28 protein-coding genes, 1 tRNA gene and 1 pseudogene are annotated in these 25,020 nt (G+C 61.7%); 14 read left to right on the top strand and 16 right to left on the bottom strand.

What is annotated here, in order from left to right:
* Positions 1-13: 13 nt before the first annotated feature.
* Entirely contained in the window at positions 14-253 is a 240-nt protein-coding gene (locus QEZ49_RS08145; protein ID WP_280385843.1) for a DUF2093 domain-containing protein, read from the bottom strand.
* A gap of 138 nt (positions 254-391) precedes the next feature.
* Positions 392-1,906 carry an exodeoxyribonuclease VII large subunit gene (xseA, locus tag QEZ49_RS08140; protein ID WP_280386014.1) on the bottom strand — a complete coding sequence of 505 codons (1,515 nt, stop codon included), beginning with the start codon at positions 1,904-1,906 and terminating at the stop codon, positions 392-394.
* A gap of 127 nt (positions 1,907-2,033) precedes the next feature.
* Between xseA and purD the strand changes: the two genes are divergently transcribed.
* Both purD and QEZ49_RS08130 read left to right on the top strand, forming a co-directional pair.
* A complete protein-coding gene (gene purD / locus QEZ49_RS08135) occupies positions 2,034-3,317 on the top strand; it encodes a phosphoribosylamine--glycine ligase (RefSeq protein WP_280385841.1) in 1,284 nt (427 codons plus the stop codon).
* 130 nt (positions 3,318-3,447) lie between these two features.
* Complete coding sequence (locus QEZ49_RS08130) at positions 3,448-4,419, top strand: patatin-like phospholipase family protein (protein WP_280385839.1); 972 nt, start codon at positions 3,448-3,450, stop codon at positions 4,417-4,419.
* 36 nt (positions 4,420-4,455) lie between these two features.
* Here QEZ49_RS08130 and QEZ49_RS08125 read toward each other — a convergent pair whose 3' ends face one another.
* A complete protein-coding gene (locus QEZ49_RS08125; protein WP_280385837.1) occupies positions 4,456-4,914 on the bottom strand; it encodes a nucleoside deaminase in 459 nt (152 codons plus the stop codon).
* Between the two features lie 34 nt (positions 4,915-4,948).
* On the opposite strand from QEZ49_RS08125, the gene QEZ49_RS08120 reads away from it, so the two are divergent.
* Together QEZ49_RS08120 and rsmD are read left to right on the top strand one after the other, a co-directional pair.
* Complete coding sequence (locus tag QEZ49_RS08120) at positions 4,949-6,574, top strand: pseudouridine synthase (RefSeq protein ID WP_280385835.1); 1,626 nt, start codon at positions 4,949-4,951, stop codon at positions 6,572-6,574.
* Positions 6,575-6,579: 5 nt separating this feature from the next.
* A pseudogene (rsmD, locus tag QEZ49_RS08115) lies at positions 6,580-7,139 on the top strand (16S rRNA (guanine(966)-N(2))-methyltransferase RsmD).
* A gap of 47 nt (positions 7,140-7,186) precedes the next feature.
* Here rsmD and QEZ49_RS08110 read toward each other — a convergent pair.
* Both QEZ49_RS08110 and QEZ49_RS08105 read right to left on the bottom strand, forming a co-directional pair.
* Positions 7,187-7,261 (bottom strand) — tRNA-Thr (locus QEZ49_RS08110).
* A 302-nt stretch (positions 7,262-7,563) separates the two neighbouring features.
* Positions 7,564-7,857 carry a hypothetical protein gene (locus tag QEZ49_RS08105; protein WP_280385833.1) on the bottom strand — a complete coding sequence of 98 codons (294 nt, stop codon included), beginning with the start codon at positions 7,855-7,857 and terminating at the stop codon, positions 7,564-7,566.
* A gap of 656 nt (positions 7,858-8,513) precedes the next feature.
* On the opposite strand from QEZ49_RS08105, the gene folE reads away from it, so the two are divergent.
* A complete protein-coding gene (gene folE, locus QEZ49_RS08100; protein WP_068460947.1) occupies positions 8,514-9,089 on the top strand; it encodes a GTP cyclohydrolase I FolE in 576 nt (191 codons plus the stop codon).
* A gap of 125 nt (positions 9,090-9,214) precedes the next feature.
* Here the strand turns inward: folE and truA are convergent, their stop codons facing one another.
* The 5 genes from truA to QEZ49_RS08075 form a co-directional block, all read right to left on the bottom strand.
* Entirely contained in the window at positions 9,215-9,964 is a 750-nt protein-coding gene (truA, locus tag QEZ49_RS08095) for a tRNA pseudouridine(38-40) synthase TruA (protein ID WP_280385831.1), read from the bottom strand.
* 114 nt (positions 9,965-10,078) lie between these two features.
* Complete coding sequence (locus QEZ49_RS08090) at positions 10,079-10,336, bottom strand: hypothetical protein (RefSeq protein ID WP_280385829.1); 258 nt, start codon at positions 10,334-10,336, stop codon at positions 10,079-10,081.
* 120 nt (positions 10,337-10,456) lie between these two features.
* Entirely contained in the window at positions 10,457-11,386 is a 930-nt protein-coding gene (fmt, locus tag QEZ49_RS08085; RefSeq protein WP_280385827.1) for a methionyl-tRNA formyltransferase, read from the bottom strand.
* 79 nt (positions 11,387-11,465) lie between these two features.
* Complete coding sequence (def, locus tag QEZ49_RS08080) at positions 11,466-11,978, bottom strand: peptide deformylase (protein WP_280386012.1); 513 nt, start codon at positions 11,976-11,978, stop codon at positions 11,466-11,468.
* Between the two features lie 76 nt (positions 11,979-12,054).
* Positions 12,055-12,387: a hypothetical protein gene (locus QEZ49_RS08075; protein ID WP_280385825.1), complete on the bottom strand. Its 333-nt coding sequence runs from the start codon at positions 12,385-12,387 to the stop codon at positions 12,055-12,057.
* A 160-nt stretch (positions 12,388-12,547) separates the two neighbouring features.
* On the opposite strand from QEZ49_RS08075, the gene QEZ49_RS08070 reads away from it, so the two are divergent.
* Complete coding sequence (locus QEZ49_RS08070) at positions 12,548-13,024, top strand: RimK/LysX family protein (RefSeq protein ID WP_280385823.1); 477 nt, start codon at positions 12,548-12,550, stop codon at positions 13,022-13,024.
* 74 nt (positions 13,025-13,098) lie between these two features.
* Here QEZ49_RS08070 and QEZ49_RS08065 read toward each other — a convergent pair whose 3' ends face one another.
* Entirely contained in the window at positions 13,099-13,386 is a 288-nt protein-coding gene (locus QEZ49_RS08065; RefSeq protein WP_280385821.1) for a DUF4431 domain-containing protein, read from the bottom strand.
* Positions 13,387-13,566: 180 nt separating this feature from the next.
* Here QEZ49_RS08065 and QEZ49_RS08060 point away from each other — a divergent pair, with 180 nt between their 5' ends.
* The 3 genes from QEZ49_RS08060 (at position 13,567) to QEZ49_RS08050 (ending at position 15,735) form a co-directional block, all read left to right on the top strand.
* Positions 13,567-14,052, top strand: coding sequence for a GNAT family N-acetyltransferase (locus tag QEZ49_RS08060; RefSeq protein WP_280385819.1), 486 nt, complete (start codon positions 13,567-13,569; stop codon positions 14,050-14,052).
* Between the two features lie 34 nt (positions 14,053-14,086).
* Complete coding sequence (gene ybaK, locus QEZ49_RS08055) at positions 14,087-14,566, top strand: Cys-tRNA(Pro) deacylase (protein ID WP_280385817.1); 480 nt, start codon at positions 14,087-14,089, stop codon at positions 14,564-14,566.
* 137 nt (positions 14,567-14,703) lie between these two features.
* Positions 14,704-15,735: an LLM class flavin-dependent oxidoreductase gene (locus QEZ49_RS08050; protein WP_280385815.1), complete on the top strand. Its 1,032-nt coding sequence runs from the start codon at positions 14,704-14,706 to the stop codon at positions 15,733-15,735.
* Between the two features lie 95 nt (positions 15,736-15,830).
* Here the strand turns inward: QEZ49_RS08050 and QEZ49_RS08045 are convergent, their stop codons facing one another.
* Positions 15,831-16,187: an ArsC family reductase gene (locus tag QEZ49_RS08045; protein WP_280385813.1), complete on the bottom strand. Its 357-nt coding sequence runs from the start codon at positions 16,185-16,187 to the stop codon at positions 15,831-15,833.
* Positions 16,188-16,320: 133 nt separating this feature from the next.
* Here QEZ49_RS08045 and QEZ49_RS08040 point away from each other — a divergent pair, with 133 nt between their 5' ends.
* From QEZ49_RS08040 to QEZ49_RS08030, 3 genes are all read left to right on the top strand, one after another.
* Positions 16,321-16,563 carry a hypothetical protein gene (locus tag QEZ49_RS08040; RefSeq protein ID WP_280385812.1) on the top strand — a complete coding sequence of 81 codons (243 nt, stop codon included), beginning with the start codon at positions 16,321-16,323 and terminating at the stop codon, positions 16,561-16,563.
* A 41-nt stretch (positions 16,564-16,604) separates the two neighbouring features.
* Complete coding sequence (locus QEZ49_RS08035; protein WP_280386010.1) at positions 16,605-17,087, top strand: nucleoside deaminase; 483 nt, start codon at positions 16,605-16,607, stop codon at positions 17,085-17,087.
* Between the two features lie 174 nt (positions 17,088-17,261).
* On the top strand, positions 17,262-18,335 hold the full coding sequence (locus QEZ49_RS08030; protein WP_280385810.1) for a ParA family protein: 1,074 nt from the start codon (positions 17,262-17,264) through the stop codon (positions 18,333-18,335).
* Between the two features lie 202 nt (positions 18,336-18,537).
* On the opposite strand, the gene guaA is transcribed toward QEZ49_RS08030, so the two are convergent.
* Positions 18,538-20,103 (bottom strand): glutamine-hydrolyzing GMP synthase, encoded by a 1,566-nt coding sequence (gene guaA / locus QEZ49_RS08025; protein WP_280385808.1) that lies wholly within the window; start codon positions 20,101-20,103, stop codon positions 18,538-18,540.
* Between the two features lie 381 nt (positions 20,104-20,484).
* Between guaA and QEZ49_RS08020 the strand changes: the two genes are divergently transcribed.
* Together QEZ49_RS08020 and QEZ49_RS08015 are read left to right on the top strand one after the other, a co-directional pair.
* Complete coding sequence (locus QEZ49_RS08020) at positions 20,485-20,949, top strand: hypothetical protein (RefSeq protein WP_280385806.1); 465 nt, start codon at positions 20,485-20,487, stop codon at positions 20,947-20,949.
* Positions 20,933-21,385, top strand: coding sequence for a leucyl/phenylalanyl-tRNA--protein transferase (locus QEZ49_RS08015; RefSeq protein ID WP_280385804.1), 453 nt, complete (start codon positions 20,933-20,935; stop codon positions 21,383-21,385). The genes QEZ49_RS08020 and QEZ49_RS08015 overlap by 17 nt, the downstream gene beginning before the upstream one ends.
* 52 nt (positions 21,386-21,437) lie before the next feature.
* On the opposite strand, the gene QEZ49_RS08010 is transcribed toward QEZ49_RS08015, so the two are convergent.
* The 3 genes from QEZ49_RS08010 to QEZ49_RS08000 form a co-directional block, all read right to left on the bottom strand.
* Complete coding sequence (locus QEZ49_RS08010) at positions 21,438-22,238, bottom strand: hypothetical protein (protein ID WP_280385803.1); 801 nt, start codon at positions 22,236-22,238, stop codon at positions 21,438-21,440.
* A gap of 237 nt (positions 22,239-22,475) precedes the next feature.
* Positions 22,476-22,928: a tryptophan-rich sensory protein gene (locus QEZ49_RS08005; protein WP_280385801.1), complete on the bottom strand. Its 453-nt coding sequence runs from the start codon at positions 22,926-22,928 to the stop codon at positions 22,476-22,478.
* Complete coding sequence (locus QEZ49_RS08000) at positions 22,925-24,862, bottom strand: methyltransferase domain-containing protein (protein WP_280385799.1); 1,938 nt, start codon at positions 24,860-24,862, stop codon at positions 22,925-22,927. Before QEZ49_RS08000 ends, QEZ49_RS08005 begins: the two co-directional genes overlap by 4 nt.
* Positions 24,863-25,020 lie beyond the last annotated feature (158 nt).

Raw genomic sequence — 25,020 nt, 5'->3', positions numbered from 1 at the left:
CGCGCCGCTTAAATTAAAGCCCGTCGATCTCCGGCTTAACGCGGGTTTCGAGATAGCGCTTCATCGATGCATCCGGCGAGGAATAGGCCTCCTGCAACTCTACGCTCCAATAGCGCAGATCCGGCAGCATGATCTGCTCGCCGGTGACGGCGCAGAGCACATAGTCGCCAGGGGAGATCACCTGAAACTCACCACCGAAATATCTCACCTTAGCTTCGGTGGTGAGGCCGAAAAATCTATCAATCCGGTTCATACGCGTCTCTGTCTGCCCAGTCTGGCCTTATGTGCACGTAGCCGAAAGCGGCGTTTCAAAAATCAGCCGCTCACAATGCCAATCGCCAGCGGTACGTCAAGCACCGCCCAAATAGTTACGAATGTTCCGCGTTAATATTCAGAACAATGAGCCCTGGTCATCGCTTTTGCGGACGCGGGAACGCCGTACCCCGGGCGCTGCGGCTTGCGCGGGCACAGCCGCTTCCGACGAGCGTTCACTTTCATTGCCGCCCGTATCGACAGCCACGCTCTCGGTCACCGTATCCGAGGGGGCATCACCCAGCACGCGGGTTTCAACGCGGCCATCCTGCAATTCCACCTCAAGGCGTGCCCCGACTGGCGCATCCGCGACGGAGCGCACGGCCCGCCCATCGGCATCACGCACTAGCGCAAACCCGCGCTGAAGCACACTCTGGTAGCTCAAGGTTGACAGAAGCTTGTCGAAGCCTTCCAGCCGCTGGCGCCGACGCTGCAGCAGATTGCGCAACGCCTGCCCGGCGCGGCCATGCTGCACACCGACGCGCTCCGCGCCAACGGCAATGCGATGCAATATCGGGCCGGGATGCAGCCGCGCCGAAACACGCGCAAATCGCGTGTGATGCGCCCGCGTATTGGCCAGCAACGCGCGGCCCAAACGCTTGTCGCATGCATCAAACCGCTGACGCGGCAGCGCCAGCACATCCTGCAAGCGCGGCAACCCACGCGCAGCGGCTCTCAGATCGGAACGCGAATGTTCCAGCGTGCGCCGCGCCGCAATCTTCAAGCGGCGACCATGGCTTTGCGTTGTATCGTCGAGGTCGGAAAACTTCGGCACCGCCCATTCGGCGGCCTTAGTTGGCGTTGGCGCGCGCGCATCGGCGACCAGATCGATCAATGTCCAGTCGGTCTCGTGCCCAACAGCGGAAATGACTGGGATAACGCTGGCCGCAACCGCGCGCACGACAATCTCTTCATTGAAGCCCCACAGGTCTTCAAGGCTGCCGCCACCGCGCGCAACGATGAGAACGTCGGGCCGCACGATAGGCCCGCCGCCCGTCAGCCGGTTGAAGCCAGCAATCGCGTTCGCAACCTCAGCGGCGCAAGTCCCGCCCTGCACGCGCACCGGCCACACCATCACGCGCGTCGGAAAGCGCTCGTTGAAGCCGTGCAACATGTCGCGGATGACGGCGCCGGTGGGTGACGTGATGATGCCGACGAGGCTCGGAAGAAACGGCAGCGCGCGCTTGCGCTCCTCGGCGAACAGTCCTTCAGCGGTGAAGCGGCGCTTGCGCTCTTCCAGCAGCGCCATCAGCGCGCCGAGCCCCGCCGGCTCCAGGCTTTCGATGACGATCTGATATTTCGACGAACCCGGATAGCTCGTCACCTTGCCCTGAACGATCACCTCCATCCCTTCCTCGGGCTTAACCTTGAGGCGGGAGTAGGTCATCTTCCAGATGACAGCTTCAATCTTTGAACGGTCGTCCTTCAGCGCAAAATAACTGTGGCCGGACGCGTGCGGCCCGCGGAAGCCGGAAATCTCGCCCCGCAGGCGCACATGACCGAAGCCTTCCTCTAAAGAGCGCTTGATGGCGCCGGAAAGCTCCGAAACCGTAAATTCGGCGACGTTTGCGCCGGCTTGAGATTTAAGGTCCAGTTCGCTCACGCGTGAGTGCTCATTTGTGGCATTCCGATTCGATGATACATCAGACCGCGCTTCGGTGTTCCGCCGGGCGCCAGCAGTCCCCTTGCTTAGTCCACTTGCTTTCGAGAGACACGCATCGATGAACGTTCTCCTCATCGGCTCCGGCGGCCGCGAGCATGCCCTTGCCTGGAAGCTCAGCGCCAGCCCGCTGTTGTCGAATCTCTATTGTGCGCCCGGCAACGGCGGAATTGCGGACGTGGCCGAATGTGTGCCACTCGCTGTTGCCGACCATACGGCCGTGATGCGTTTCTGCAAGGACAACGCTATCGATCTTGTTGTCGTCGGCCCGGAAGCACCGCTTGTCGCCGGTCTGGTTGACGATCTCACCACCTCCGGCATCAAATGTTTTGGACCTTCGCAGGCCGCCGCGCAACTTGAAGGCTCGAAGGGCTTCACCAAGGATCTGTGCGCCGAATTCAATATACCCACCGCGGCCTATGGCCGCTTTACCGATGCCGCCAGCGCGAAGGCATACGCCGCTCAGCAGAAGCTGCCCATCGTTGTGAAGGCTGACGGCCTCGCAGCGGGTAAGGGCGTCACCATTGCTGAAACACACGCTGAAGCCGATGCTGCGATCGAAGCCTGCTTTGAAGGCGCGTTTGGAGCTGCAGGCAGCGAAGTGGTGATCGAGGAATTTCTCGTCGGCGAAGAGGCCAGCTTCTTCGCGCTGTGCGACGGCAAGAACGCGCTGCCGCTTGCAGCCGCGCAGGACCACAAGCGCGTCGGCGATGGCGACACCGGCCCTAACACGGGTGGCATGGGCGCCTATTCGCCCGCCGCCGTCGTCACGCCGGAAATGTCGGCGCGCATCATGGATGAGATCATCAACCCAACCGTCGCGGCGATGCAGGCTCGCGGTATCCCGTTCAAAGGCGTGCTGTTCGCAGGCCTGATGATCACCGCCGATGGCCCCAAGCTCATCGAATACAACGTGCGCTTCGGCGATCCGGAGACGCAGGTGCTGATGCTGCGGTTGAAATCCGATCTGCTGCTGGCGCTGCTGGCCGCAACCGATGGCGTGCTCGATACGTTTGATCTGCGTTGGTACGACGACGCCGCGCTGACGGTTGTGCTGGCCGCAAACGGCTATCCGGCGACGCCCGAAACCGGCACCGAGATCAACGGCGTTGAGAAAGCCGCCGCGGTTGACGGCGTCGAGATCTTCCACGCCGGAACGCGCCGCGATGGCGGCCGGCTGCTGGCAACGGGTGGCCGCGTGCTGAACGTAACGGCAATCGGCAATACCGTCGCCGAAGCGCAGGCGCGCGCCTATCAGGCAGCGGCCGCTATCGACTGGCCGGGCGGATTTTATCGCAAGGACATCGGCTGGCGCGCAGTCGAGCGGGAGAAGACATCGCAGTGAGCGAGCACGTGCGGCATTGCGCACCCTCGCCGCCGCGTAACGGCGCAAAATTTCGTCTCTAGAGTGCTAATGTACCGCGTTACCTTCTGAATTATCCGCTTCGGTCACCGGCGTTCGCACAAGGGCATTGATGAGCAAACGGCACACTCCCGTCCGAACCATAGGCGGCGCCAAGACCCGCTCCTCAGCGCCTTCAATCGCGCTTGCGCTTGGTGGCGGCGGTGCGCGCGGTCTGGCGCATATTCCCATCCTTGAAGCATTCGATGAGATGGGCATCCGCCCAAAGGTGATCGCCGGCACATCCATCGGGGCGGTGTTCGCGGCGGCGTATGCTTCCGGCCTCAGCGGCAAGCAGATCCGCAATCACACCTTCGAAGTGCTGAACAAGAAGATCGACCTTGTCCGCGATCTTTATGCCGCGCGCGTTCGCAGCTCCGGCAGCTTCCTCAACGCGTTTGCACCGCGTCCCGCCTTTCTCTCACCCGAAAAGCTGCTGGATACGATTTTGCCGCCGCAATTCGCGCGCGACTTCGATCATTTGACGACGCCGCTGAAGATCGTCGCATCGGATTTTTACGCGCAGGAAGCTGTCGTTTTCAGCTCCGGACCGTTGCGCCGCGCGGTTGCCGCCAGCATGGCGCTGCCGATCATTTTCCAGCCCGTGGAAGTTGAAGGCCGCGTGCTGATCGATGGCGGGCTAGTCAATCCGTTGCCGTTCGATCTCATCGCTGGCGACGCCGACCTCACTGTCGCGGTCGACGTCAGCGGCGCGCCGACGCGCAGCCCCGACCGCGTGATGCCGAAAGCATGGGAAACCCTGTTCGCCTGCAACTTCATCTTCGAGCGCACGATCATTCGCGAGAAGCTGCGTCACAGCCAGCCGGATCTTTATATCGATGCGGGCACCAGCCGTTATCAGATCCTCGACTTCATGAAGCTGGAGGAGATTCTGGCGGCGGCGGAACCGGCGAAGGAACGCGTCAAGGCGCAGCTCGCGCGGTTGCTGAAGGCCGAGACACTGCCTGCCGTTGACGAACAGGCGCCGGCTGAAACGGAGCGCCCGTCGACACCGCCGCCTTCCCGCTCGCCACGCAAGCGTTGAACTGATTTCCACGCACACCCGCGAACGGTAAGGCGATCAGCGCCGCCCCGCGAAGAACGCTTTCAGTATCGCTGCGGCCTCAGGCTCGGCGATCCCCGGATAGAGCTCCGGCGCGTGATGGCAGGTCGGCTGATTGAAAACACGCGGCCCCTGTTCCACGCCGCCGCTCTTGGGATCGGACGCGCCATAGTAAAGCCGGCGGATGCGCGCGAACGAGATCGCCGCCGCGCACATCGGGCACGGTTCCAGCGTCACATACAGATCGCAGTTGATGAGCCGCTCCGAGCCCAACAGCGCGCACGCCTGCCGGATCACCAGCATCTCGGCGTGTGCGGTAGGATCGGAAAGCTCGCGGGTGCGATTGCCCGCAGCGGCCAGCAACTGCCCGTCCGGGCCCGCCACCACCGCGCCAACCGGCACTTCTCCACGTTCCGCAGCGGCTTGCGCCTCCTGCAAAGCGCGCAACATGTGGCCCTCAACGCGCTCCGGTGCCATATGGGCTCCAATCCCAACCCGGTTGAAAACATCCATGTCTGCCGACAAACCAATAAAGCGCCGTATTCGCAAGCCCGCCGGTAAGGCGCCCCGGCCATCAGGCTCGCGGAGCGCACGCCCCGGCGAAGCCACCGGAGGGCGAAAGCCCGGCGCCAAGGGCAAAGGCCCAAACTTCGCCAAGCCGCCACGCGGCAAGCCAGCTGGCAAGGGTGCCCGCCCGGATGGCGCAAGCCGTCGCGGACAGCGGGATGAAAATCGCGATGAGCGGCGCGACGACAGGCGCGATGAGCGCCGGGTCGGCGGACGCGATGAAAAGCGCGGAGAGCCGCGCGATGGCAGACGCGACGAGCGCCGCGACGGCGGACGCGATGAAAAGCGCCCCGCGGCGAGCAAGTTCGTTCGCCGTGAACGCGCTTCCGGCTCACCTGAGCGGAGGTGGCGTGACGAAGGCGACAGACGCCCACAAGCCGCCCAGCGCGATGAAAAGCGCGGCGAGCGGCGCGACGACAGGCCTGACGCGCGCCGCGACGGCGGACGTGATGAAAAGCGCCCCGCCAGCAAGTTCGTTCGCCGCGAGCGTGAAGACTATCAGAAGCCCACAGGCGCAGCGCACCGCGCGGCCCGCTCCCAGCGCGATGACCGCGCCCAGCCTCAGGGTGAGGATCGCCCACGACACGAGGCCGGCCGGCCGCAATCCGAGGACAGGCCGCAGCGCAACGTTCGCCCCCAACGCGAAGGGCGTCCACTGTCCGCGCGCCCGCAGTCCAATCGACCGCCGCGCCCCGCATCGGGCGCGCGCAAGTCCTTGAGTCCAGCCATCAGGCGCCAAGCCGCCGCCGAAGCCGAGATCCCCGCGCTCAATGCCGATGGTCCTGTGCGCATCGCCAAAGCGATGGCCCGCGCGGGCCTGTGCTCGCGCCGCGACGCCGAGCGCTGGATCGAGGAAGGCCGCGTCAGCGTCAACGGGCGCGTGCTGTCGACACCCGCGTTCGAGGTTGGGCCCAAAGACAAAGTGCTGGTGGACGGCCAGCCGCTGCCCGCCGTCGAACCGCCGCAGCTCTGGCGCTATTACAAACCGCGCGGGCTGGTAACCACGCACGCCGATCCGCAGGGGCGGCCTACCGTGTTCGACTCGCTGCCGGAGGAATTGCCGCGTGTCGTTTCCATTGGCCGGCTCGACTTCAACAGTGAGGGCCTGTTGCTGCTGACCAACGACGGCCGCCTCGCCCGTTACATGGAACTGCCTTCCACCGGCTGGCTGCGGCGCTACCGTGCCCGCGCGCATGGCCGGGTGACGCAGGATTTGCTGGACCGCCTGAAGGACGGCGTCGAGATCGAGGGCGTGCGTTACGGCCCGGTTGAAGCCGCCGTCGATAGCGTACAGGGCGCCAACACCTGGCTCACCGTCTCGATCCGCGAGGGCAAAAACCGCGAAGTGCGGCGCATCCTGGCCCACCTGGGGCTGGAGGTGAACCGCCTGATCCGCATATCCTACGGGCCGTTCCAGCTGCTGGATCTCAAGCCCGGCGAGGCCGAGGTTGTTCGTCGGCGCGTCCTCGCCGATCAGCTTGGGCCACGGCTGGCGGAGCAGTTCGATCTCGGAAAACCCGCTGATCCCGAGCGGGAAAAGCGCCAGGCGCGCAACAAGAAGGCAGACTAGACACCATGAGAATTGTCGGCGGAACGCTGCGCGGTCGTCCCATCACAGGACCGCAGGATGGCACAGTGCGTCCAACAGCGGATCGGGTAAGGGAAAGCGTATTCAACATTTTGGCGCATGGCGTTCCCGAGCTTACGCTTGAGGGCGCCCGCGTCATCGACCTGTTCGCCGGAACCGGCGCGCTTGGTCTTGAAGCACTGTCCCGTGGCGCCAACTTCTGCCTGTTCGTTGATAGCGATGCACAATCGCGCGCGTTGATCCGCACCAACATCGAGAAGTTCGGGCTGACCGGCGTGACCCGCATCTTCCGTCGTGACGCGACCGACCTGGGCCCCGTCGGCACCATGGCGCCGTTCAACCTCGCCTTCCTTGATCCCCCTATGACCAGGGGCTGGGCGAGCGGGCGCTGACCTCGATGGTTGAAGGCGGCTGGCTCACGCGCGGCGCCATTATCATCGCCGAGGAACGCGCCGACACCGCGTTCACCCCGCCGACCGGCTTCACCGAGCTTGACCGCCGCACCTACGGCGACACGCAGATCGTGATCATGCGCCACGCCGCCTGAGCGCGTCAGCTTTCGGGCGATATTATCTTCTGAATTCAGGGATTTAATGGTGCTGCGAGAGAGGATTGAACTCTCGGCCTCTCCCTTACCAAGGGAGTGCTCTACCACTGAGCTACCGCAGCATCCGGATTGCCCCGGCCCGCTGGTGTTGCGGTCGCTCAGAGCGAGCCCGGTGTAATCGGCGCAGCGCGCGATGGCAAGGGGTACAATGCGCACCGGGGGAACAATTCGGTGCCTTTCGCTGTCCAGCGGCGCAATTTTCGCTCGTCAGTGCCAAAAAGCCGCTTATCCCTCCGTCATTTAGCTTGACGCCTGACCAATAGCCCATCTGCCCGGACTTCTGGCTTCAAAGGCTCGCCAAACAGAAACGGCCGCGCGGAGGGGAACCCGCACGGCCGAGAGGGAGATCCTGTCGGGAACGCGATTAGCGGTCGCCGCCCGGGATGCCCTGCTGTTCCATTTCCGGCAGATCTTCACCGCCATCCGACTGGCGCTCAGGACCAAGATCCGGGGCCGGGTCGTTGCCAAACTGGTTCTGCTCCTGCTCGACGATCGAGCGATCCGCGCCGCGGGAAGCGCCAGCGTCAACGTCGGGATTGGAAGAACCGCTGAACTGCTCGGCTTCCATCTGCGGGATCGACTCAGCCTGTGCCGAAACAGAGAACAGACCAACCAGGGCCGAAGCAGCGAGAACCGCAATCATCTTAGAGGTCGACATGACGTTTCAACTCCACAAAACTTTGCCTGCAAATCTTAGAACGCCTGTCTTCCAAGCGCCCCGAACGACCACCGTCCGATGAGAACGACCTTACCGATAATCCCCTAAGGTTCCGCTCGATGGACAACGACAATTGAATTGAATAGCATTGTTCTTTTCGTTATTTCGTCGGCATAAAATTGATTATGTTCCGTATTCAAACTTAAACCCCTGCGTTTTGATTCAACCACGCGAGGGCACGTCTGAGCATGCGCACAATCAGGCTCAGCCTCGATCTGAATATCAGTCATCTAACGTTTTAATGAGTGATTGATTAGTATCGGAGCTGGTGAGCCACCAGTCCGAGTTCGGTTGTCAGGAACAGGGTTCCATCCCGAGCCGGCGCTACTTCAAATTCAGGGATTAGGTTGCATCAGCCAACGCAGTGACAGCTTCATTGATGCTCATCGGCAAGCATCTTCTGGCAGCGCACAAGGCGATGTTATTGCGGAGCTATTGCGCCGACTTTCCCTGCTAAAAGCGGCCTTGCGCTATGCTGCCGCGGCGGGGCGGCTTGCCTAGAGCGTCCAGCGTCCCCATAACTGCCCCAATCCGACGGGTGCCTTGGGGTGCCGATCTCTCCGCAAGATATACTCAGCACAAGAAAAGACGCGTCCATGGATCAATCCGACCGCCCGAGCCGCTCTGAAGTCGAGGCTGCATTCCGCACCATTCTACGCTGGACGGGTGAAAACCCGGACCGCGACGGCCTCCACGAAACGCCCAAGCGCATGGCGCGCGCGTATGAAGAATATTTCCGCGGTTACAACGAAGACCCGGAAGCGATCCTGTCGAAGACCTTCGAGGAAACCGAAGGCTACGACGAAATGATCGTGCTGCGAGGCATCCGCTTCGAAAGCCACTGCGAGCATCACATGGCGCCGATCATCGGCCGCGCGTGGGTTGCCTATATTCCCAGCGGTCGCGTCGTCGGCATTTCGAAGCTGGCCCGTGTCGTTGAGGTGTATGCCAAGCGGCTTCAGATCCAGGAAAAGATGACCGCCCAGATCGCAAACGCGATTGAATCGGTGCTGCAGCCTCAGGGCGTTGCCGTGGTGCTGAAGGCAGAACACCACTGCATGACGGCACGCGGCATCATGAAGCCCGGCACCGACCTCGTTACGTCGCGCATGCTCGGATGCTTCCGCGATAACCCGGTGACACGTCAGGAATTCCTGTCGATGATCGCTTAAGATCACGCAGCGTTATCGTTCGTCGCGCTTACCGCGAACACAAAACAACGGCGGCCCCGGCAACGGTTGGCCGCCTTTTTTGTTGTCCCGTTGAATGTGGGAAGCAGTCAGCGAGAGCGCGCGCTTCACAACCACGATGGGTAATCAACGCGCGTGAGGTAAAGCCCGCGCGCGGCGGCGACCGGTCCACATGCTGCGCGATCACAGGCATCAAGCGCAGCCTTGAGATCGCGCGCGTTCCACTTGCCTTCACCGACCAACTTGAGACTGCCGACCATCGAGCGCACCTGATTGTGCAGGAACGAACGCGCAGAAACGTCGATGACAATCTCCTCGCCGTAACGCGAGACTTGCAGGCGATCGAGCGTTTTCACCGGCGATTTCGCCTGACACTGCGACGCGCGAAATGTCGTGAAATCGTGATGACCAATGAGAACCTGCCCCGCCGCGTGCATTGCATCCGCATCCAACTCGATCGGCAGCCACCAGACGTGATCGCGCTCCAGCGTTGGCGGCGCGCGCCGCGATAGAATGCGATAGCGATAGTGGCGCGCAACGGCGCTGCGGCGCGCATCAAAATCAGCGACCACGCGCGCACATTCCAGCACGGCGACGGTTGCGGGACGCAGGTGAAAATTGATCGCCTCGCGGACGCGGAACGGCTCCCACTCCTTTGGCAGATCGAAGTGCGCAACCTGCCCCAGCGCGTGCACGCCGGAATCGGTGCGGCCAGCGCCGTGCACTGTGACGCTCTCGCCGGTGAAGCGGCGCACCGCCTCCTCGAGCGCACCCTGCACCGACGCACCATCGGCCTGGCGCTGCCAGCCGAGAAACGACGTGCCGTCGTATTCAATAGTGATGCGATAGCGAGGCATGGTCAGAGCGATAGACAGATCAAAATGAAAAAGGCGCGCCCGATTGCGCGCCTCAATCCCTAATGTGATGCAGCATCGCCCTCAAGTCTCACCTGAGGTGAAAGGCGTGCGCAATCAGCGCGCGGCGACATTGCCAGCGGTGCTACCGGTGGAAACGCCTGCTCCAACATTGAGTTCAACCGCAGCGGCGCCATCCGGATTGATGATGAGATGACGGGTGGGTGGCACCGGCCGGTACACGCGAACGCCGTGCTCGATTGTGACAACCGCACCGTAGTAAGGCCGCGTCTCAATCCGCGTGGTGTGCGCCTGCTGCGCGCTCGCCTGAGACATGCTGGCGGCGAGGCATACCCCGGCAACAAACAAACGCATCACACTGTTCTCCGTAACGTGCAGACCCATCAAAGCGATAAGTAACGCCCGTTAACGGTTCGTCAACCTTTGTTCACGGTTAACGTCAATATCGGGTGATAAGTGGCCGTCTGGATTGGATTAAAGTCGAGTGCCCGGCGGGATGGGAAAGCCCCGCAACACCTCGACAACAGGCATCGGCTTCTTGCCCGCGCGCTGCAGTTCGACAATGCGGATCGCGCCATCACCGCAGGCAACCGTCAGCGCTTCGTCGAGCACCTCACCCGGCGCGCCACGCCCCGCCACCAACTGGGAACGCAGCACCTTGAACCGCTCCCGCTTGCCGTCGCGCTCCACTTCAAACCACGCTCCCGGAAACGGCGAAATGCCCCGGATCAGATTGTGCACGTCACGCGCGCTGCGTGCGAAGTCGATACGCGACTCCGCCTTGTCAATCTTGTCAGCATAGAGAATGCCGTCATCGCTCTGTGGCTGGCAATCCAGCGTACCACGTTCCAAAGCAGCCAGCGCACGCACCATGGCCGAAGCGCCGCGTGCCGCCAGCACATCGTGCAACTCGCCCGCCGTCTCATCGGCGGCAATGGCAACCGGCTCAGCCAGGCAGACCGGACCGGTGTCGAGGCCCGCCTCCATGCGCATGATCGTAGCCGCAGTGTCGGCATCGCCCGCCATCACCGCGCGCTGAATGGGCGCCGCTCCGCGCCAGCGCGGCAGGATCGACGGATGCAGGTTGTAGCAGCCAAGGCGGGTGCCATCGAGAATGGGTTGCGGCAGCAACAGCCCGTAGGCGACGACGACCGCAGCATCGGCATTGTGTTCCGCAAAGATGGCCTGCTGATCGGCGTCTCTCAACCTCGTCGGCGTGAACACCGGAATGCCTGCGGCCTCGGCGAAAACCTGCACCGGCGACTTCCGCTCCGCCATGCCCCGACCCGCTGCGCGCGGCGGCTGTGAATAAGCGGCCACCACTTCGTGGCCAGCGCCGACGATTTCCGCCAGCGTCGGCACGGCGAATTCGGGCGTACCCATGAAAATGATGCGTAGTGACATGGCGACACCCAGGGGCAGAACTGAACTGAAAACAGCATCGCAATTGACGTGACACCGGACGCTCAACGCCAACAGCGGATCAGTCTATGAGGCGCGTCTGCTTCTTGAAGCGGCGCACGATCATGTTGCGCTTCAACGACGAAAGAAAATCGATGATGAGCTTGCCGTCGAGGTGGTCAACCTCGTGCTGGATTGCCGTCGCCAGCAGCCCATCGGCCTCAAGCTGCTGCGCCTTACCGTCACGATCGACATAGCTAAGCGTCAATGTGGAAGGGCGATCGATCTCGACCAGCGTATCGGGAATGGAAAGGCAGCCCTCTTCGTGCAAACGCAGCTTTGAGCCGAAGTCGACAATCTGCGGATTGATGAGAACCAGCGGGTGAGGCTTGTCGTCATCATCGGCAACGTCAATGACCACCAGTCGCCGTAACACGCCGACCTGCACAGCCGCCAGCCCGACACCGGGCGCGGCATACATGGTTTCAAGCATGTCGTCGGCAAGCTGACGCGTCTCATCATCAACCCGCTCAACCAAAGCTGAGGGCTTGCGCAAGATCGGGTCCGGAAGTTTGACAATGGGCAGTTTCGCCATGGGACTGGAATAGAAAAGTCCGGCAGTCCGGTCAATCGCCACGATTGGCATGCTGCGTCAGCGCCGCCACCGCGCATCAGTCCGGAGTGTGGCGCTCTGGCGCATGGTCGGGCGCCGCATCGTCGTCGGCTGCAGGGACGTCATCGGTGTCGGCGTCGGACGATTGATCCTCGCTGCGCGCACCATTGCGCTCGGCCGCCATCTCCCCATCGGAAATGCCATCCGTGCCATCGGTCGGATATTCGACATTGGGATCGGTGACGCCATCGGGCGGCCAAGGCATGCCATCCTCAACCGTTCCGGGCTCGGCGGGCGGGGCGGGATCGGCGGCCAAGGCGACGCCACCCGAAACGATGCTGCCGAACAGAACCATCCCAAGCGCAAACAGAGCGAGCTTCTTGCTGTCCATTATCTGTTTTCCTTCCCTACCCCCGTAGCGGGCAACTGCTCCACGGCGCACCACATATTCTCTGCCTGGGCGCCGCCTCTCAAGCGGCATAAATGATCCACTGGGCAGCGACGTAATATTCGGTAACAATAGGTCGGTTCTGGCCGGTCTGGACCCGCACATGTCCGCGAGCGCAAAACGTCTGATTGTCGGATGGCAGGAATGGATTGCCCTGCCCGACCTCGGCTTGCCTGCGCTGAAGGCGAAAATCGATACCGGCGCCAAGACGTCGGCGCTCGACACGCACTCGCTGGAGCCGTTCGATACCTCGCGGCGCCCGCGAGTCCGGTTCCACGTGCGCCCCTGCCCGGAAACGCCCGAACTGGAGGTGCCGGCTTCGGCCGACATTCTCGACCGGCGCGAAGTGGTCAGCTCCAACGGGGTGAGCGAACTGCGTTACGTGATTTCCACGCACCTGAGTATTGGCGGGCGGCAATGGCCGATCGAGGTGACGCTGGCCAACCGCGAACACATGGCCTACCGCATGCTGATTGGACGGCAGGCTATCCGCACCGGCCTGCTGGTCGATTGCCGCGCTTCGTTCTGCCAGCCGCGCCTGAGCTACGATCTTTATGACGGCACCAGCCGCACCGCGTGAGCGGCGATGATGCTTATGTGAGCGGCGATGGTTGCACGGGCCCGATGCGATGACCGCGTACAGGCAGCGCGACGCTAAAGCGGATCCACTTCCTCCAGCATCAGAACGATCGGCGCCTTATGGTGCTGCGTGTGCGCCGGGATCATGGTGCCGCGAACCTGCACGTCGCGACCGACCAGCCCCGTCAACGCCTGCTGCATGTCTTCATCTATGGGCGCCACGTGAATTTCGTCGGTGGCATCGACGTTATCTTCCTCGTCCGCGCCTGCGAGGCATACGGCCTTCGGCAACTTCAGGATGATGGCGCCATCCCGGACGGTCAGGCGGCCCTGCGCGATCTGATCTTCCCCATTGGCAGGCAAACACCCGCCATCCTGTGCCAAGGCTGGCGCTGCAGCCCCTAGCAATGCAATGAACGCGAGCATGCCTGTCAAATTCGCACTGCCACCAAGCCTGCGCATGGCCGCCCCGTATCGGATCGTATTCCTATGTATTCACTACACCGATTTTCTTGCCGCCGCAGCATGTGATAGCAAGCGATCATGCACACCTGCTCGATCCTTCCCGCTTCGGCCGCCGACCTTGACGACATCGCGGCGCTGTTCCGCGCCTACGCGCAATCGCTGCCCGTCGATCTCGATGCGCAGGGGTTCGAACAGGAGCTGGCGACCTTGCCGGGCGTCTATGCTCCGCCGACCGGCGCGCTGCTTATTGCCCGCGCTGCTGACGGTGCCACTGTGGGATGCGTGGCGCTGCGGCAGCTATCGGCGGCATCGTGCGAAATGAAGCGGCTTTACGTGGCGCCGGCATCGCGCGGCACAGGGCTTGGCGCCGTTCTGGTGCAACACATTCTTTCGGCTGCTGCCAGTCTCGGCTATCGCGAGATGAAACTGGATACCCTGCCGCACATGCAGGGCGCGATCGGGCTTTACCGCCGCTTCGGTTTTGCGGAAATTGCGCCCTACGGCACCCATCCCTATCCCGGTCTCATCTGTCTGGCCAAATCGCTGGACGATATTGTTGCATGAGGGCGCTGAGACATGAACGCGGCGGAGAATTGAGTTGGCGAAAGCAACTCGCGCAACGCAGATGCTGGCAAAGCACGCGGTGACATTTACCGTGCACACCTATGCCTACGATCCCGATGCCCAGCGCACCGGATTGCAGGCGGCGGAAGCGCTCGGCGAGCATCCATCGCGGGTACTCAAAACGCTGATGGCCGAGGTCGACGGCAAGCCGGTGTGCGCGATTGTGCCTTCCGATGCCGAGGTCTCGATGAAAAAGCTGGCGGCGGCGTTCGGCGGCAAGAGCGCGCAAATGATGAAGCCAGCCGATGCGGAGCGGCTGACCGGCTACAAGGTGGGCGGCATCAGTCCGTTCGGGCAGATGCGCAGGGTGCCCGTGGCGCTGGAAGCCGCAACGCTGGCGCACGATCTGGTTTTCATCAACGGCGGGCAACGCGGGTTGCAGGTGCGTCTATCGCCCCACGATGCCCTGGCTGCGCTCGGCGCCATCAGCGCCACACTGCTTGCCGAAGCCTGATCGTCAAAAATTCATCTCTAGACGATTTTGTATCCGAACACGGCATCGCTTGGGTTTGCGTGCGGCATCGCGTGAGCTGGAAGTGCACGCCAACGCCTCCCACTTAAGTCTGCACATTCAGCATCATCGGTGAAACCATGACGCAAGCTCTTGAACTGGGACTGGACACTTTCGGCGATGTGACGCGAGGCGCAGACGGCGAATTAAAATCGCACGCCCAGGTGATCCGCGACGTGATTGAAGAAGCGGTGCTGGCCGATCAGCTCGGGCTCGATTTCTTCGGTGTCGGCGAACACCACCGCGCCGACTTCTCGATCTCTGCCCCGGACGTTGTGCTGGCGGCCATCGCCGGACAGACGAAGCGCATCCATCTTGGTTCGGCGGTAACGGTGCTCAGCTCCGATGAGCCTGTGCGCGTCTATCAGCGCTTCTCAACGCTCGATGCTGCATCGAACGGGCGCGCGGAGGTTATCCTGGGACGTGGGTCGTTCACGGAGTCATTTCCGTTGTTCGGCTATGCGCTCGACCAGTACGACAAACTGTTCTCCGAAAAGCTCGACCTTTTCGTGCAGTTGCTGCGCAACGAACCGGTGACGTGGCAGGGCGAGACCCGTGCGGCGCTGACCAACCAGAGCGTCTATCCGCCGATTGAACACGGCACGCTGAAAACGTGGATCGGCGTTGGCGGCAGTCCGGAATCTGTCGTGCGCGCGGCCCACTTCGGACTGCCGCTGATGCTGGCCATCATCGGCGGTGATCCACGCCGGTTTGCGCCCTACGCTGAGCTTTATCGCAACGCGCTGGCTGAGTTCGGCAAGCCGGTGCTGCCGATCGGCGTACATTCACCCGGCTATATCGCCGACACCGATGAGCAAGCGCGCGAAGAGATGTGGCCGGACTATAAGTGCATGCACGATCAGATCGGCGCCAGCCGCGGCTGGCCGCCGTTGCAGCGCGCACAGTTCGATCGCGAGATCACGCACGGATCGCTTTATGTCGGTGCGCCGGAAACGGTGGCGCGCAAGATCGCGACCACGGTGAAGGAGATCGGCGCCGCACGCTTCGATCTGAAGTACAGCGCCGGAATGCTGCCGCACGACAAGCTTATGCATTGCATTGAGCTGTACGGCAGCAAGGTGATGCCGATGGTGCGCGATCTGCTGGCGTGATCGGCGGGTAATCCCTGCTGCGTAAAAGACTGAATGGTGGCGCACCCTGTGAGCCGCCATTTATCGTTACGTTGTGCGCATCAGGGTGCCGTTGCTCAACCCGGAAGCGCGTCGGCGTAAATCTCGCGTTTGAAGCCAACCAGCAGTTTGCCACCGCCGAGTTCCAGCACCGGGCGCTTAATGAGCGAGGGCTGCGCCACCATCAGCGCGATGGCCTTCGCTTCATTCAGGTCCTGCTTGTCGCTGTCCGCAAGTTTGCGAAACGTGGTGCCCGCGCGGTTAAGCAGCGTCTCCCATCCGACCTTCTTGCTCCACGCGGCCAGCCGCTCCGCATCGATGCCGACCTTTTTATAATCGTGAAACGTGTAGTCGACACCGTGCGCTTCGAGCCAACTGCGCGCTTTCTTCATCGTGTCACAGTTGGGAATGCCGTAGATGGTGATCGGCTTCATAGCAAAATCCCTCGCATTGAATCGTTCGGCACCGGGCGACGCACCGTTGCCCTTTGGCACGAAGGATACGAATTCGGAACCTCAATGGAATAACGTTCGTTGCTCCGCTGTGGAGTAAATGCGAGGAACTGCCATGACCGACCGGCTTGCGATTGCCGCCCTGCTGTATCCGATGGTGAGCGGCGTGCTGTTTGGGGCAGGAATTCTGCCGCTGATGATGCTGACGGAGCAGGCGCAGTACCTTGCCGAGTGGTTTCCGATCATCATCGTTGCCAGCCTGCTGCTGGCCGCGCCGATTTGCTGGTATCTCGCGCCGCGGTTGCGTGCACACTCTCAGCGCCGCAAGGCACAGAAGAGCGCGCTGCAAGGCCAATGACGACTGCCGAAGCTACCGACGATCACCGTAACGCCCGGGCCATGGACACCTTAGTAGACACCCATCGGTTTTTGCGGCAGGCCGTGGCACTGGCGCGCGCCAATGTCGATGAAGGCGGGCGTCCGTTCGGGGCGGTGGTGGTGCGCAATGGCGAGGTGATCGCGACCGGCGTCAATGAGTTCCATCGCAGCGGCGACATTACCGATCACGCCGAATTGCTGGCGCTGCGCGCGGTGGCGCGTGCGCACGGATCCGATGCGCTGAAAGGCGCCGCCGTGTTTGCCAGCGGTCATCCGTGCCCGATGTGTCTGGCGGCGATGCGGATGGCGGGCGTTGGTCTGGTTGCTTACGCCTATTCAAACGCCGACGCCGAGCCGTTCGGACTTTCAACGGCGGCGATATACGACGACCTGCGGCTGCCGTTGGGCGAACAGTCGATGGCGATCAGGCATGTACCGCCGGTTGCAGATGACGCGGCGGCTGCGGGCGACGGGCTATATGCGCACTGGGCGCATCGCGGCTGACGAAGCTTCACCCCTCTGCAGCGCGGCCGACCAGCCCCCCAAAAAAATGAACTCTAGCCGATCACGGGATCGCCTTCCGTATCAGATTGCGAAGGCGAAGGAGGTCGCGAACAATGGTTGCCAATATGACAACATTCCTTCATCTTCTCCCCCTGGATGAAAAACGGGTGATTAATGGCAACGCAAATATTTGCTTTTTACAATAATAAGGGAGGAGTTGGCAAAACTACTTTGTGCCAAAACGCCGCCAGTTTATATGCGGAGAGAAACCCAGAAAAACTAGTACTCGTGATCGATTTGTGCCCTCAAGCCAACATTTCCCAATTTTTTCTAGGTGGTGGTAAAAAGGGATATGACGAGAACCAACGACTACAGTCTCAAGCAACTCGAAGAAACATCGTAGGCTTCATGGATTGGCTGCTGAGCGGAAATTCTGGTTTCACCAGCATTCCCTCAAGCTACATGACTCATGTTCAACGCTATAACGGTGAGATTGCAAATAACGTCTATTTGATTGCCGGGGATTCGTTCCTTGAATCTCTATCGTTGGCGCTAAACTTTGCAACTATGAATCCAGGCAATGTTAATGCTTGGGCGGAGTACGTAACAGCAATACGACGGCTCTGTGATGCTGAGTTAACGAAGACCGATTTTAAGGATATGACTGTCTTCATTGACTGTAATCCCAGCTTCTCCATTTACACACAGATGGCTCTTGTGTCTTCGGATCAAATTGTCATACCAGTAATGGCTGACTACAGCTCACTGGAAGGCATCAAGGGCATAATGATGTTATTGTATGGAAAATATCCATCATCTGCATCAAAGACTTACGCAGACAAAGTGCAGACATTCAACAAGCAAGTTAATTACTTTAAGCTCTCGTTGCCAAAAATATTTGAGCTGCCATTCAACAATTTTACGGTAAATTTGGGTGTCGCGAACGCTTATGGGTCCATCAAAAACGAAATATCTGCTTTTGCTTGGCATCAGTATAGGTCTGACCCAACTATATTCACGTCGGTGTCAACTCCACCTGCGACGAACAAAGAATGGGAAAAAATTTTCATGTCAAACGTGAAAGATTTCCACACGTCTGGCAAGGTATCATCTAGTTTAGGAATTCCTCTTCATAGGCTACCTGGCCAGACCAATTATACGATGCCTGACGGCACTGAAATAAATATTCCCAAAAGTAATTACAACGAATCTCTCAAACACCTACAAAAATTTGTTCTTAAGCTCTGATATTTTGGTCGTTTTATGGAGATTTCGTTTTATGGAGATTTATTGTGAGGGGCGGCCACTGCGCTGCCCCCTCATTGGAGCCATGTCGGCAGTCTTGTGTATCTTGCCAAACGGGGACGCGGCTAGATCGCTTCTACTGCTTAGCTATCGGACAGCAGAGTTCAGCTCTCTACCTTTCGATTATTGACTCGCAACTAACTCATCACTCCCACTCGATGGTGCCGGGGGGTTTGGAGGTGATGTCGTATACGACGCGGTTGATGCCGCGCACCTCGTTGATGATGCGGGTGGCGGTGGCGCCGAGGAACGCGTGCTCGAACGGATAATAGTCCGCCGTCATGCCATCGGTTGAGGTGACGGCGCGCAGCGCGCAGACATATTCATACGTGCGCGCATCGCCCATGACGCCAACGGTGCGCACCGGTAGCAGCACGGCGAACGCCTGCCAGATCTCGTCGTAAAGCCCGGCCTTGCGGATCTCGTCGAGATAGATCGCATCGGCCTGACGCAGAATGCTGAGCTTCTCTTCGGTGATCTCGCCGGGGATGCGGATGGCGAGACCGGGACCGGGGAACGGATGGCGGCCGACGAATGTTTCTGGCAACCCCAGCTCGCGGCCCAGCGCGCGCACTTCATCCTTGAACAGTTCACGCAGCGGCTCGACCAGCTTGAGGTTCATGCGCTCCGGCAGGCCGCCGACGTTGTGATGCGACTTAATGGTGACGGACGGGCCGCCCGTGAACGAAACGCTTTCGATCACGTCGGGATAGAGCGTGCCTTGGGCCAAAAAGTCAGCGCCGCCGAGTTTGCGCGCTTCTTCCTCGAACACATCAATGAACAGTCCACCGATGATCTTGCGTTTGGCTTCCGGATCGCTCTTGCCCGCAAGCGCGGCCAGAAAGCGTTCGCGCGCATCAACGTGCACCAGCGGAATGTTGTAATGCTCGCGGAACAGGCGGACGACTTCCTCGGCCTCGTTGTGGCGCAGCAGGCCATGGTCGACGAAAATGCAGGTGAGCTGATTGCCGATCGCTTCGTGAATCAGCACCGAGGCAACGGCGCTGTCGACACCGCCGGACAGGCCGGAGATGACACGCGCGCCACCGACCTGAGCGCGGATTTTGGCAATTTCCGCCGTGCGGAAGTGCGCCATCGTCCAGTCGTTCTTGAAGCCCGCAATGCGGTGCACGAAGTTGGCCAGCAGCTTCGCGCCATCGGGCGTGTGCACCACTTCGGGGTGGAACATGGTTGTGTAGATGCGGCGCTTCTCGTCGGTGGCAACGGCGAACGGCGCGTTCTCGCTGGTGGCCTTGACGGTGATGCCCTCGGGCATCTGCGTGACGCGATCGCCGTGGCTCATCCAGACAGGATAGCGCTTGCCGACTTCCCACACGCCTTCAAACAGCGCCGACGGCTCCTTGATGACGACATCGGCGCGGCCAAACTCGGCCGGGTGACCGCCCTCGACAACGCCGCCGAGCTGCACCGCCGTCGTCTGCTGACCGTAGCAGATGGAGAGAATAGGCAGACCGCTTTCGAACACGCCCTGTGGCGCGCGGGGCGAGCCTTCAGCGGTGACCGATGCGGGGCCGCCGGACAGGATGATCGCCTTGGGCTGCAGCCGCTCGAGCGCTTCCGAAGCGCGGTTGAATGGCACGATCTCGGAGTAAACGCCCGCCTCGCGGACCCGGCGCGCAATAAGCTGCGTCACCTGACTGCCAAAGTCGACGATGAGGACGGTGTCGGTATCCGCGACAGGGCTGCTCACGTGATCTCCGCGTTTCGAGGGCTTAGAGCGCCCATAATCGCCGATGCGGGAGCGGGCGCGCTCAAAGGTGTGTCAACATGTGTGGCCTCATAGACACCCCGCAATCCGGACCGTCAAGGCGGGCGAGCGTCGCGTTGCAGGGCTTTTGCGCCCCTGCCCACGGGAAAGTTGCATCGCCTGTCTTCGCACTTGGCCGGCACAATGCTGGAGCTGTCGGCCGCTGCCCTGCGCCCCTGCCCGCTCCGGTTAACCCTGTTGGTCAGGAAACCGCCACTGCGCGCGCATCATTTCCATTTGTTGGGATTTTCGTAAGCCCCGCCGGGCAGCTTGCAGGTGTCGGCCGGCGTTGTAGTGGCCGGCGCCGCACGAAAGGAAGCTGGAATGGCCAATGTCGCCGCCCCGTTCATGGAAATCGTCGCGCAGGATGGTGACGACATCACCGCCAGCCGCCGCGAGCTGTTTCGGGAAACGATGCGGCAGCGACTGACGCGATGGGTGCTGGGCGTTGCCTATGCCTGCCAGCCCAAGCGCGCGGGCGATGTGCCGTTTCTGCTGTGGCATGCGACTGCCGACGTGGCGCGTGGTGGCACGCGCGAGCCGGGCGAAGCGACGCTGCAGGCGCGGCCGGAGGGCTTCGCCGGCGTCGCCCGCGATATAACCCCAGCGCGGGTGCTGGCAGCGGCGCGCAAAGGCTATTTCCCGTGGAGCCATTGCGGCCCGCTGAAGTGGTGGACGCGCGACAACCGCATGGTGGTCGATCCGGCGCAGTATCGGCTTTCGAAGGACGCGCGCCGCATCATGCGCAAGGGCACCTATCGCGTGACGTTCGATGAGGCGTTCGACTGATGGTGATCAAGGCCTGCGCCGCGCCGCGCAAGGCCGCGCCGCCGGGCTGACCTGGATCACGCCGAAGATCATGAAGCTGTATGCGGCGCTGCACGACCAGGGCATCGCGCATTCGTTTGAGGTGTGGGACGCGGACGGCGAGCTTGTCGGTGGTGGCTATGGCATCGCGGTGGGGCGCATCTTCTACACCGAATCCCAGTTCAGCCGCGCCAGCAACACCTCGAAGATCGGGTTTGGCTACCTCAATCATCACCTGGCGAAGTGGGGCTTTGTGCTGAACGACGGCAAAGACTTCACGCCGACGCTGAAGGACATGGGCTTCGCCCTCATTCCGCGCGCCGAGTTCGAAGCCGTGCTGGCGCGGAATTCGCGCGCGGAAACATCGGCACCGCAGGGCAAGTGGCACGTTGAGGACGATCCCGGCGCTGCAAAGTAAGCGCGAAGGACGCGGTGCGGCTGCGTGTAGGCGGTGCTGCGGTGGTGGTGGCTTACGGCGTGACGATGCCGGCAGCGACGAGAATGCGCGCGGTGTGGAACCCGATCCACCACATCAGATGATAGCTCAACCAGTTTGAGATGAACGACGCGAGAAAATACAGCGCCACCGCCAGCCACACGGACGTGGACCAGAAGCGGCGATGGATGGCGGCGAAATAGCCCCACAGCAGCAGCGCCAGCGCGGTGGACACCCACACGGTTGGATTATGCATGGCATCGTCGCCAACGTTTCCAAGCGCCGACATGCCAACGCCACCCGGCACAAGACGGATTGCAAATTCATAAATGCCGTAGATCGGCGCCATAAATCCGATCGCGATGGCATAGAGCTTGAAATAGGCCGGGAACGACCGACGCTCCGGGGCGAAGGCGCGGAACAGCGCAAATGCGAGCAGGAACGTGAGCGCCATGCCGACGTAAATGCCGGCCTGCGACAGCGCCTTCATCATCGTCTGCATGCTTTCGGAGAGCTGCGCGCCCTCCGTGCCGGGCACGACCATGCGGATGACGATGGGAACAAAAAACAGAATGTAGAGCGCAATGCCCGTCAGCGCGAACGAGACGTAGCCGCGATAGGTCCTGTCATCGGCGAAGGCGACCGTCTGGCGGATGGGTGAGCGCAGGATCTTCAGATAGACGGCGGGGAAGCTGCGCCGAACAGATGTGGCTGCGGGCCCCAGAAAGCTGAGTGCGCTGGTGCGCAGATCGGCACCACAGGCAGAGCAGAAATTGCCCGCTGTCTCAGCCCCACACTCGCTGCACGCCAACGACGGCGCGGCGCTCGCGGCCATCGGCGCGGCTTCAGGCAGCGATGCTTTCGGCCTGGTTCATCTTCGATCCCCCGCGCGGTGGCCAATGAGGATTGGCGAATTGCGCGGCTGGATTGTAGCAGCGCATCATCGGTGCGCACAGCATTCACCGACGGGGCGGCGCCATTCCAGTGGAAGGCGTTACCCCGTTGCATCTCGTGCTGATGGTGAGAAGGCCCCTCAGGTGATCACGTGACACGTTCAGATCACGCGTTCACATCACGTGTTCAGGCGCCAGATCTCGAAGTTCAAAGCTGCGGCATAGCTGAGCCACAGGAAATACGGCACGAACAGCAGCGCCGCCGAGCGACGCACCGGCCATGCCAGCACGATGAAGGCGAGCACGACCGCCCACAGCGCGCCGATGTCAATCAGGGCTGATGCGATCTGCTTCTCGCCGAACATGAAATAGGACCACGCGGTGTTGAGCGCCAGCTGCAGCAACCACAGCCACAGCAACGGACCGAACCCCTGCGCGCGCCAGGCAATCCACCCGGCCAGCGCGATCATGGCGTAAAGGGCCATCCAGACGGGCATGAACACTTCATCGGGAGGTGTCCACACCGGCTTTTCCAGGGCCGCATAAAACGGCCCTGGCAGGTACGTTGATCCAGTGTAGGCCGCGCCCGCGACGAGAAGAACGAACACGAGCAAGCCTGAGTATTTCGTCACTGTGCTGCCTCAACCTGCATAGTTGCTTTGCCGACAATGGACAGACGCTCGACGGCGGCCGCGAGTATCTGTCCGAGCATGTCTGCATAGCGCATACCGGCGAAGCCTGCCATGAGGTTGACTTTCCCATCCCAGCACCAGCCCGGATTGGGATTGACCTCAAGCAACTTGATCTCGCCCTTGGCATCGGCGCGGAAATCGAAGCGCGCGTAATCGCGGCAGCCGAGGCGCTCGAACAGGCGCGTCGAATGCTCGACGAGTTGCTGTTGCTGCACCTCCGACAGTTGCTCGGCCTCGTGATACGAAACCTGCGTCCAATAGGGGCTATCGGGCTCCCACTTGGATTCGTATCCGAGGATCTTGGGCAGGTTCGGATCGAGCTTGGTGAAGTCGACCTCAAGAATGGGCAGCGCGCGCAAACCCTGATCGGGGTTGCCGATCAGCGTGACGGAATATTCCGCTCCGGTCAGATACTCCTGCACCAGCACCGGACGGCGCGGAAATGCGATGCGCAGCTTCTCCAGGTAGTCGAGCAGACCCTTTTCGTTGTGCACCACCGCTTCCTTGGTGATGCCCTGCGAACTGTCGCCGTAGTTCGGCTTCAGCAACGCCGGAAACACCGATGGCAGCGTGGCACCCTGATCGCCGGGACGCACATGCGTTTCCAGCGGCACCGGCACGTCGAGCGTCATCGCGACGGCGCGCACCAGACCCTTGTCGTAGCACGCGGCGAGCGCGGGCGGTGCTGCACCCGTGTACGGGATGTCCAGCGCTTCCAGCATCGCCGGAACGTGCAGCTCCTTGAACGGGTCGTTGTTGAAGCCTTCGTCGCACAGATTGAACACCAGATCGGTGCGCAGCTCCGACAGGTCGCGGTCGAGGGTGGCGTGGTTGTCGAGAAAACGGAAGCGATAAGCCGGCAACTCCGACAACGCGTCCTTGAGGCGCCGGATGGTCTCGTAGTCCTCGGCCTGGAATTCGCCGCCGCGCTTCACCGCGTCGGGCAGGCGCGGATCGCCCATCAGAACCGTGACGTCGATCTGCTGCACCTTGCCCTTCGGCTTGCGCTTGATGACCGGCGCATCGGCCGACAGCAGCAGGCGGCGCGCCATCATGCCGAGATCCTGATCGCGATCCGACAGCGCCTCGGTGCTGCCGTGGTGGCGCACGTTGCGGAAGCCGACCTTTTCCAGCAGACGCGCAATGCCCTCGCGCGTGTAAAGCCGCTCGGCATAGAACTGGTCGGCGATGACGCCCAGCTCGTCATGCACGATGACCTCGCGCGAGATCAGCCGCTCGCGATCCGCCGACAGCGAGCGCTCGCGGCAGACGAAATGATGCTCGTCGATCCATTCCCACGACCGGCGCTCGAAATGATCGGCCATGTAGGCGCCGTCGGTGATGTCGAGCACGAGCTGGCCGGACGGACGCAGCAGCTTGCCCACCATGGTCAGGACTTTTTCGTCGTCTTGCTTGTTGGAGAAGTAGCCGAACGAGTTGCCCATGATGGCGACGCAATCGAAGCTGGCTTCCGGCAGACGCGGATTGCGGGCGTCACCCTCCTTGAACGCCACCTGCAGGCGCTCGTTCTGTGCGCGCTTTTTCGCCAGCCGCACCAGATAGCGCGAACGGTCAACGCCGGTGACGTTGCGGAAACCGCGCCGCGCCAGCTCGATGCAATGGCGGCCCTGCCCGCAGCACAGATCGAGGATCTGGCTGTGCGGCTGCACCGGCGCGGCGGCGAGGATGAAATCCACGTCGCGGCGTGTGTTCTCATTGTTTTCGACGACGTCGCCGTCCGTCTTCACGTAGAGAGCATTGAAAAGTTTGCGCCACCATTCGGCGGGCAAATGGGCCTCAAGATCCGCAACGGGACCGAGGCACGAACGCGGCGCGGGACGCTTCGGGCGCTTCGCCTTGGCAACTGGTGCCATGATGGACGTATGTCCTTAAAGGGCCGCGCTCTGACCCGGGGCTTATGCTGCCCCCTTCAGCCACGAACGGCCGATCTATACTAGGCCCCTATGGCCCAATAGCCGGCGAACTTATTTTCGATTTGTGGCTTTGCAAGAGGCGCGACGCAATTATTCGC

The organism is Hyphomicrobium sp. D-2, from assembly GCF_029872155.1.
GTDB lineage: Bacteria > Pseudomonadota > Alphaproteobacteria > Rhizobiales > Hyphomicrobiaceae > Hyphomicrobium_A.
Note: the sequence above shows the minus strand (reverse complement) of the source record. Positions and strands in the feature narration are given on the sequence as shown.

Excerpts from the sequence above, each read along its gene's own strand:
- QEZ49_RS08145 (WP_280385843.1), bottom strand. The coding sequence starts at position 253 with ATGAACCGGATTGATAGATTTTTCGGCCTCACCACCGAAGCTAAGGTG.
- purD (WP_280385841.1), top strand. The coding sequence starts at position 2,034 with ATGAACGTTCTCCTCATCGGCTCCGGCGGCCGCGAGCATGCCCTTGCC.
- QEZ49_RS08130 (WP_280385839.1), top strand. The coding sequence starts at position 3,448 with ATGAGCAAACGGCACACTCCCGTCCGAACCATAGGCGGCGCCAAGACC.
- QEZ49_RS08125 (WP_280385837.1), bottom strand. The coding sequence starts at position 4,914 with ATGGCACCGGAGCGCGTTGAGGGCCACATGTTGCGCGCTTTGCAGGAG.
- QEZ49_RS08120 (WP_280385835.1), top strand. The coding sequence starts at position 4,949 with ATGTCTGCCGACAAACCAATAAAGCGCCGTATTCGCAAGCCCGCCGGT.
- QEZ49_RS08105 (WP_280385833.1), bottom strand. The coding sequence starts at position 7,857 with ATGTCGACCTCTAAGATGATTGCGGTTCTCGCTGCTTCGGCCCTGGTT.
- folE (WP_068460947.1), top strand. The coding sequence starts at position 8,514 with ATGGATCAATCCGACCGCCCGAGCCGCTCTGAAGTCGAGGCTGCATTC.
- truA (WP_280385831.1), bottom strand. The coding sequence starts at position 9,964 with ATGCCTCGCTATCGCATCACTATTGAATACGACGGCACGTCGTTTCTC.
- QEZ49_RS08090 (WP_280385829.1), bottom strand. The coding sequence starts at position 10,336 with ATGCGTTTGTTTGTTGCCGGGGTATGCCTCGCCGCCAGCATGTCTCAG.
- fmt (WP_280385827.1), bottom strand. The coding sequence starts at position 11,386 with ATGTCACTACGCATCATTTTCATGGGTACGCCCGAATTCGCCGTGCCG.
- def (WP_280386012.1), bottom strand. The coding sequence starts at position 11,978 with ATGGCGAAACTGCCCATTGTCAAACTTCCGGACCCGATCTTGCGCAAG.
- QEZ49_RS08075 (WP_280385825.1), bottom strand. The coding sequence starts at position 12,387 with ATGGACAGCAAGAAGCTCGCTCTGTTTGCGCTTGGGATGGTTCTGTTC.
- QEZ49_RS08070 (WP_280385823.1), top strand. The coding sequence starts at position 12,548 with ATGTCCGCGAGCGCAAAACGTCTGATTGTCGGATGGCAGGAATGGATT.
- QEZ49_RS08060 (WP_280385819.1), top strand. The coding sequence starts at position 13,567 with ATGCACACCTGCTCGATCCTTCCCGCTTCGGCCGCCGACCTTGACGAC.
- QEZ49_RS08050 (WP_280385815.1), top strand. The coding sequence starts at position 14,704 with ATGACGCAAGCTCTTGAACTGGGACTGGACACTTTCGGCGATGTGACG.
- QEZ49_RS08045 (WP_280385813.1), bottom strand. The coding sequence starts at position 16,187 with ATGAAGCCGATCACCATCTACGGCATTCCCAACTGTGACACGATGAAG.
- QEZ49_RS08040 (WP_280385812.1), top strand. The coding sequence starts at position 16,321 with ATGACCGACCGGCTTGCGATTGCCGCCCTGCTGTATCCGATGGTGAGC.
- QEZ49_RS08035 (WP_280386010.1), top strand. The coding sequence starts at position 16,605 with ATGGACACCTTAGTAGACACCCATCGGTTTTTGCGGCAGGCCGTGGCA.
- QEZ49_RS08030 (WP_280385810.1), top strand. The coding sequence starts at position 17,262 with ATGGCAACGCAAATATTTGCTTTTTACAATAATAAGGGAGGAGTTGGC.
- QEZ49_RS08020 (WP_280385806.1), top strand. The coding sequence starts at position 20,485 with ATGGCCAATGTCGCCGCCCCGTTCATGGAAATCGTCGCGCAGGATGGT.
- QEZ49_RS08015 (WP_280385804.1), top strand. The coding sequence starts at position 20,933 with ATGAGGCGTTCGACTGATGGTGATCAAGGCCTGCGCCGCGCCGCGCAA.
- QEZ49_RS08010 (WP_280385803.1), bottom strand. The coding sequence starts at position 22,238 with ATGGCCGCGAGCGCCGCGCCGTCGTTGGCGTGCAGCGAGTGTGGGGCT.
- QEZ49_RS08000 (WP_280385799.1), bottom strand. The coding sequence starts at position 24,862 with ATGGCACCAGTTGCCAAGGCGAAGCGCCCGAAGCGTCCCGCGCCGCGT.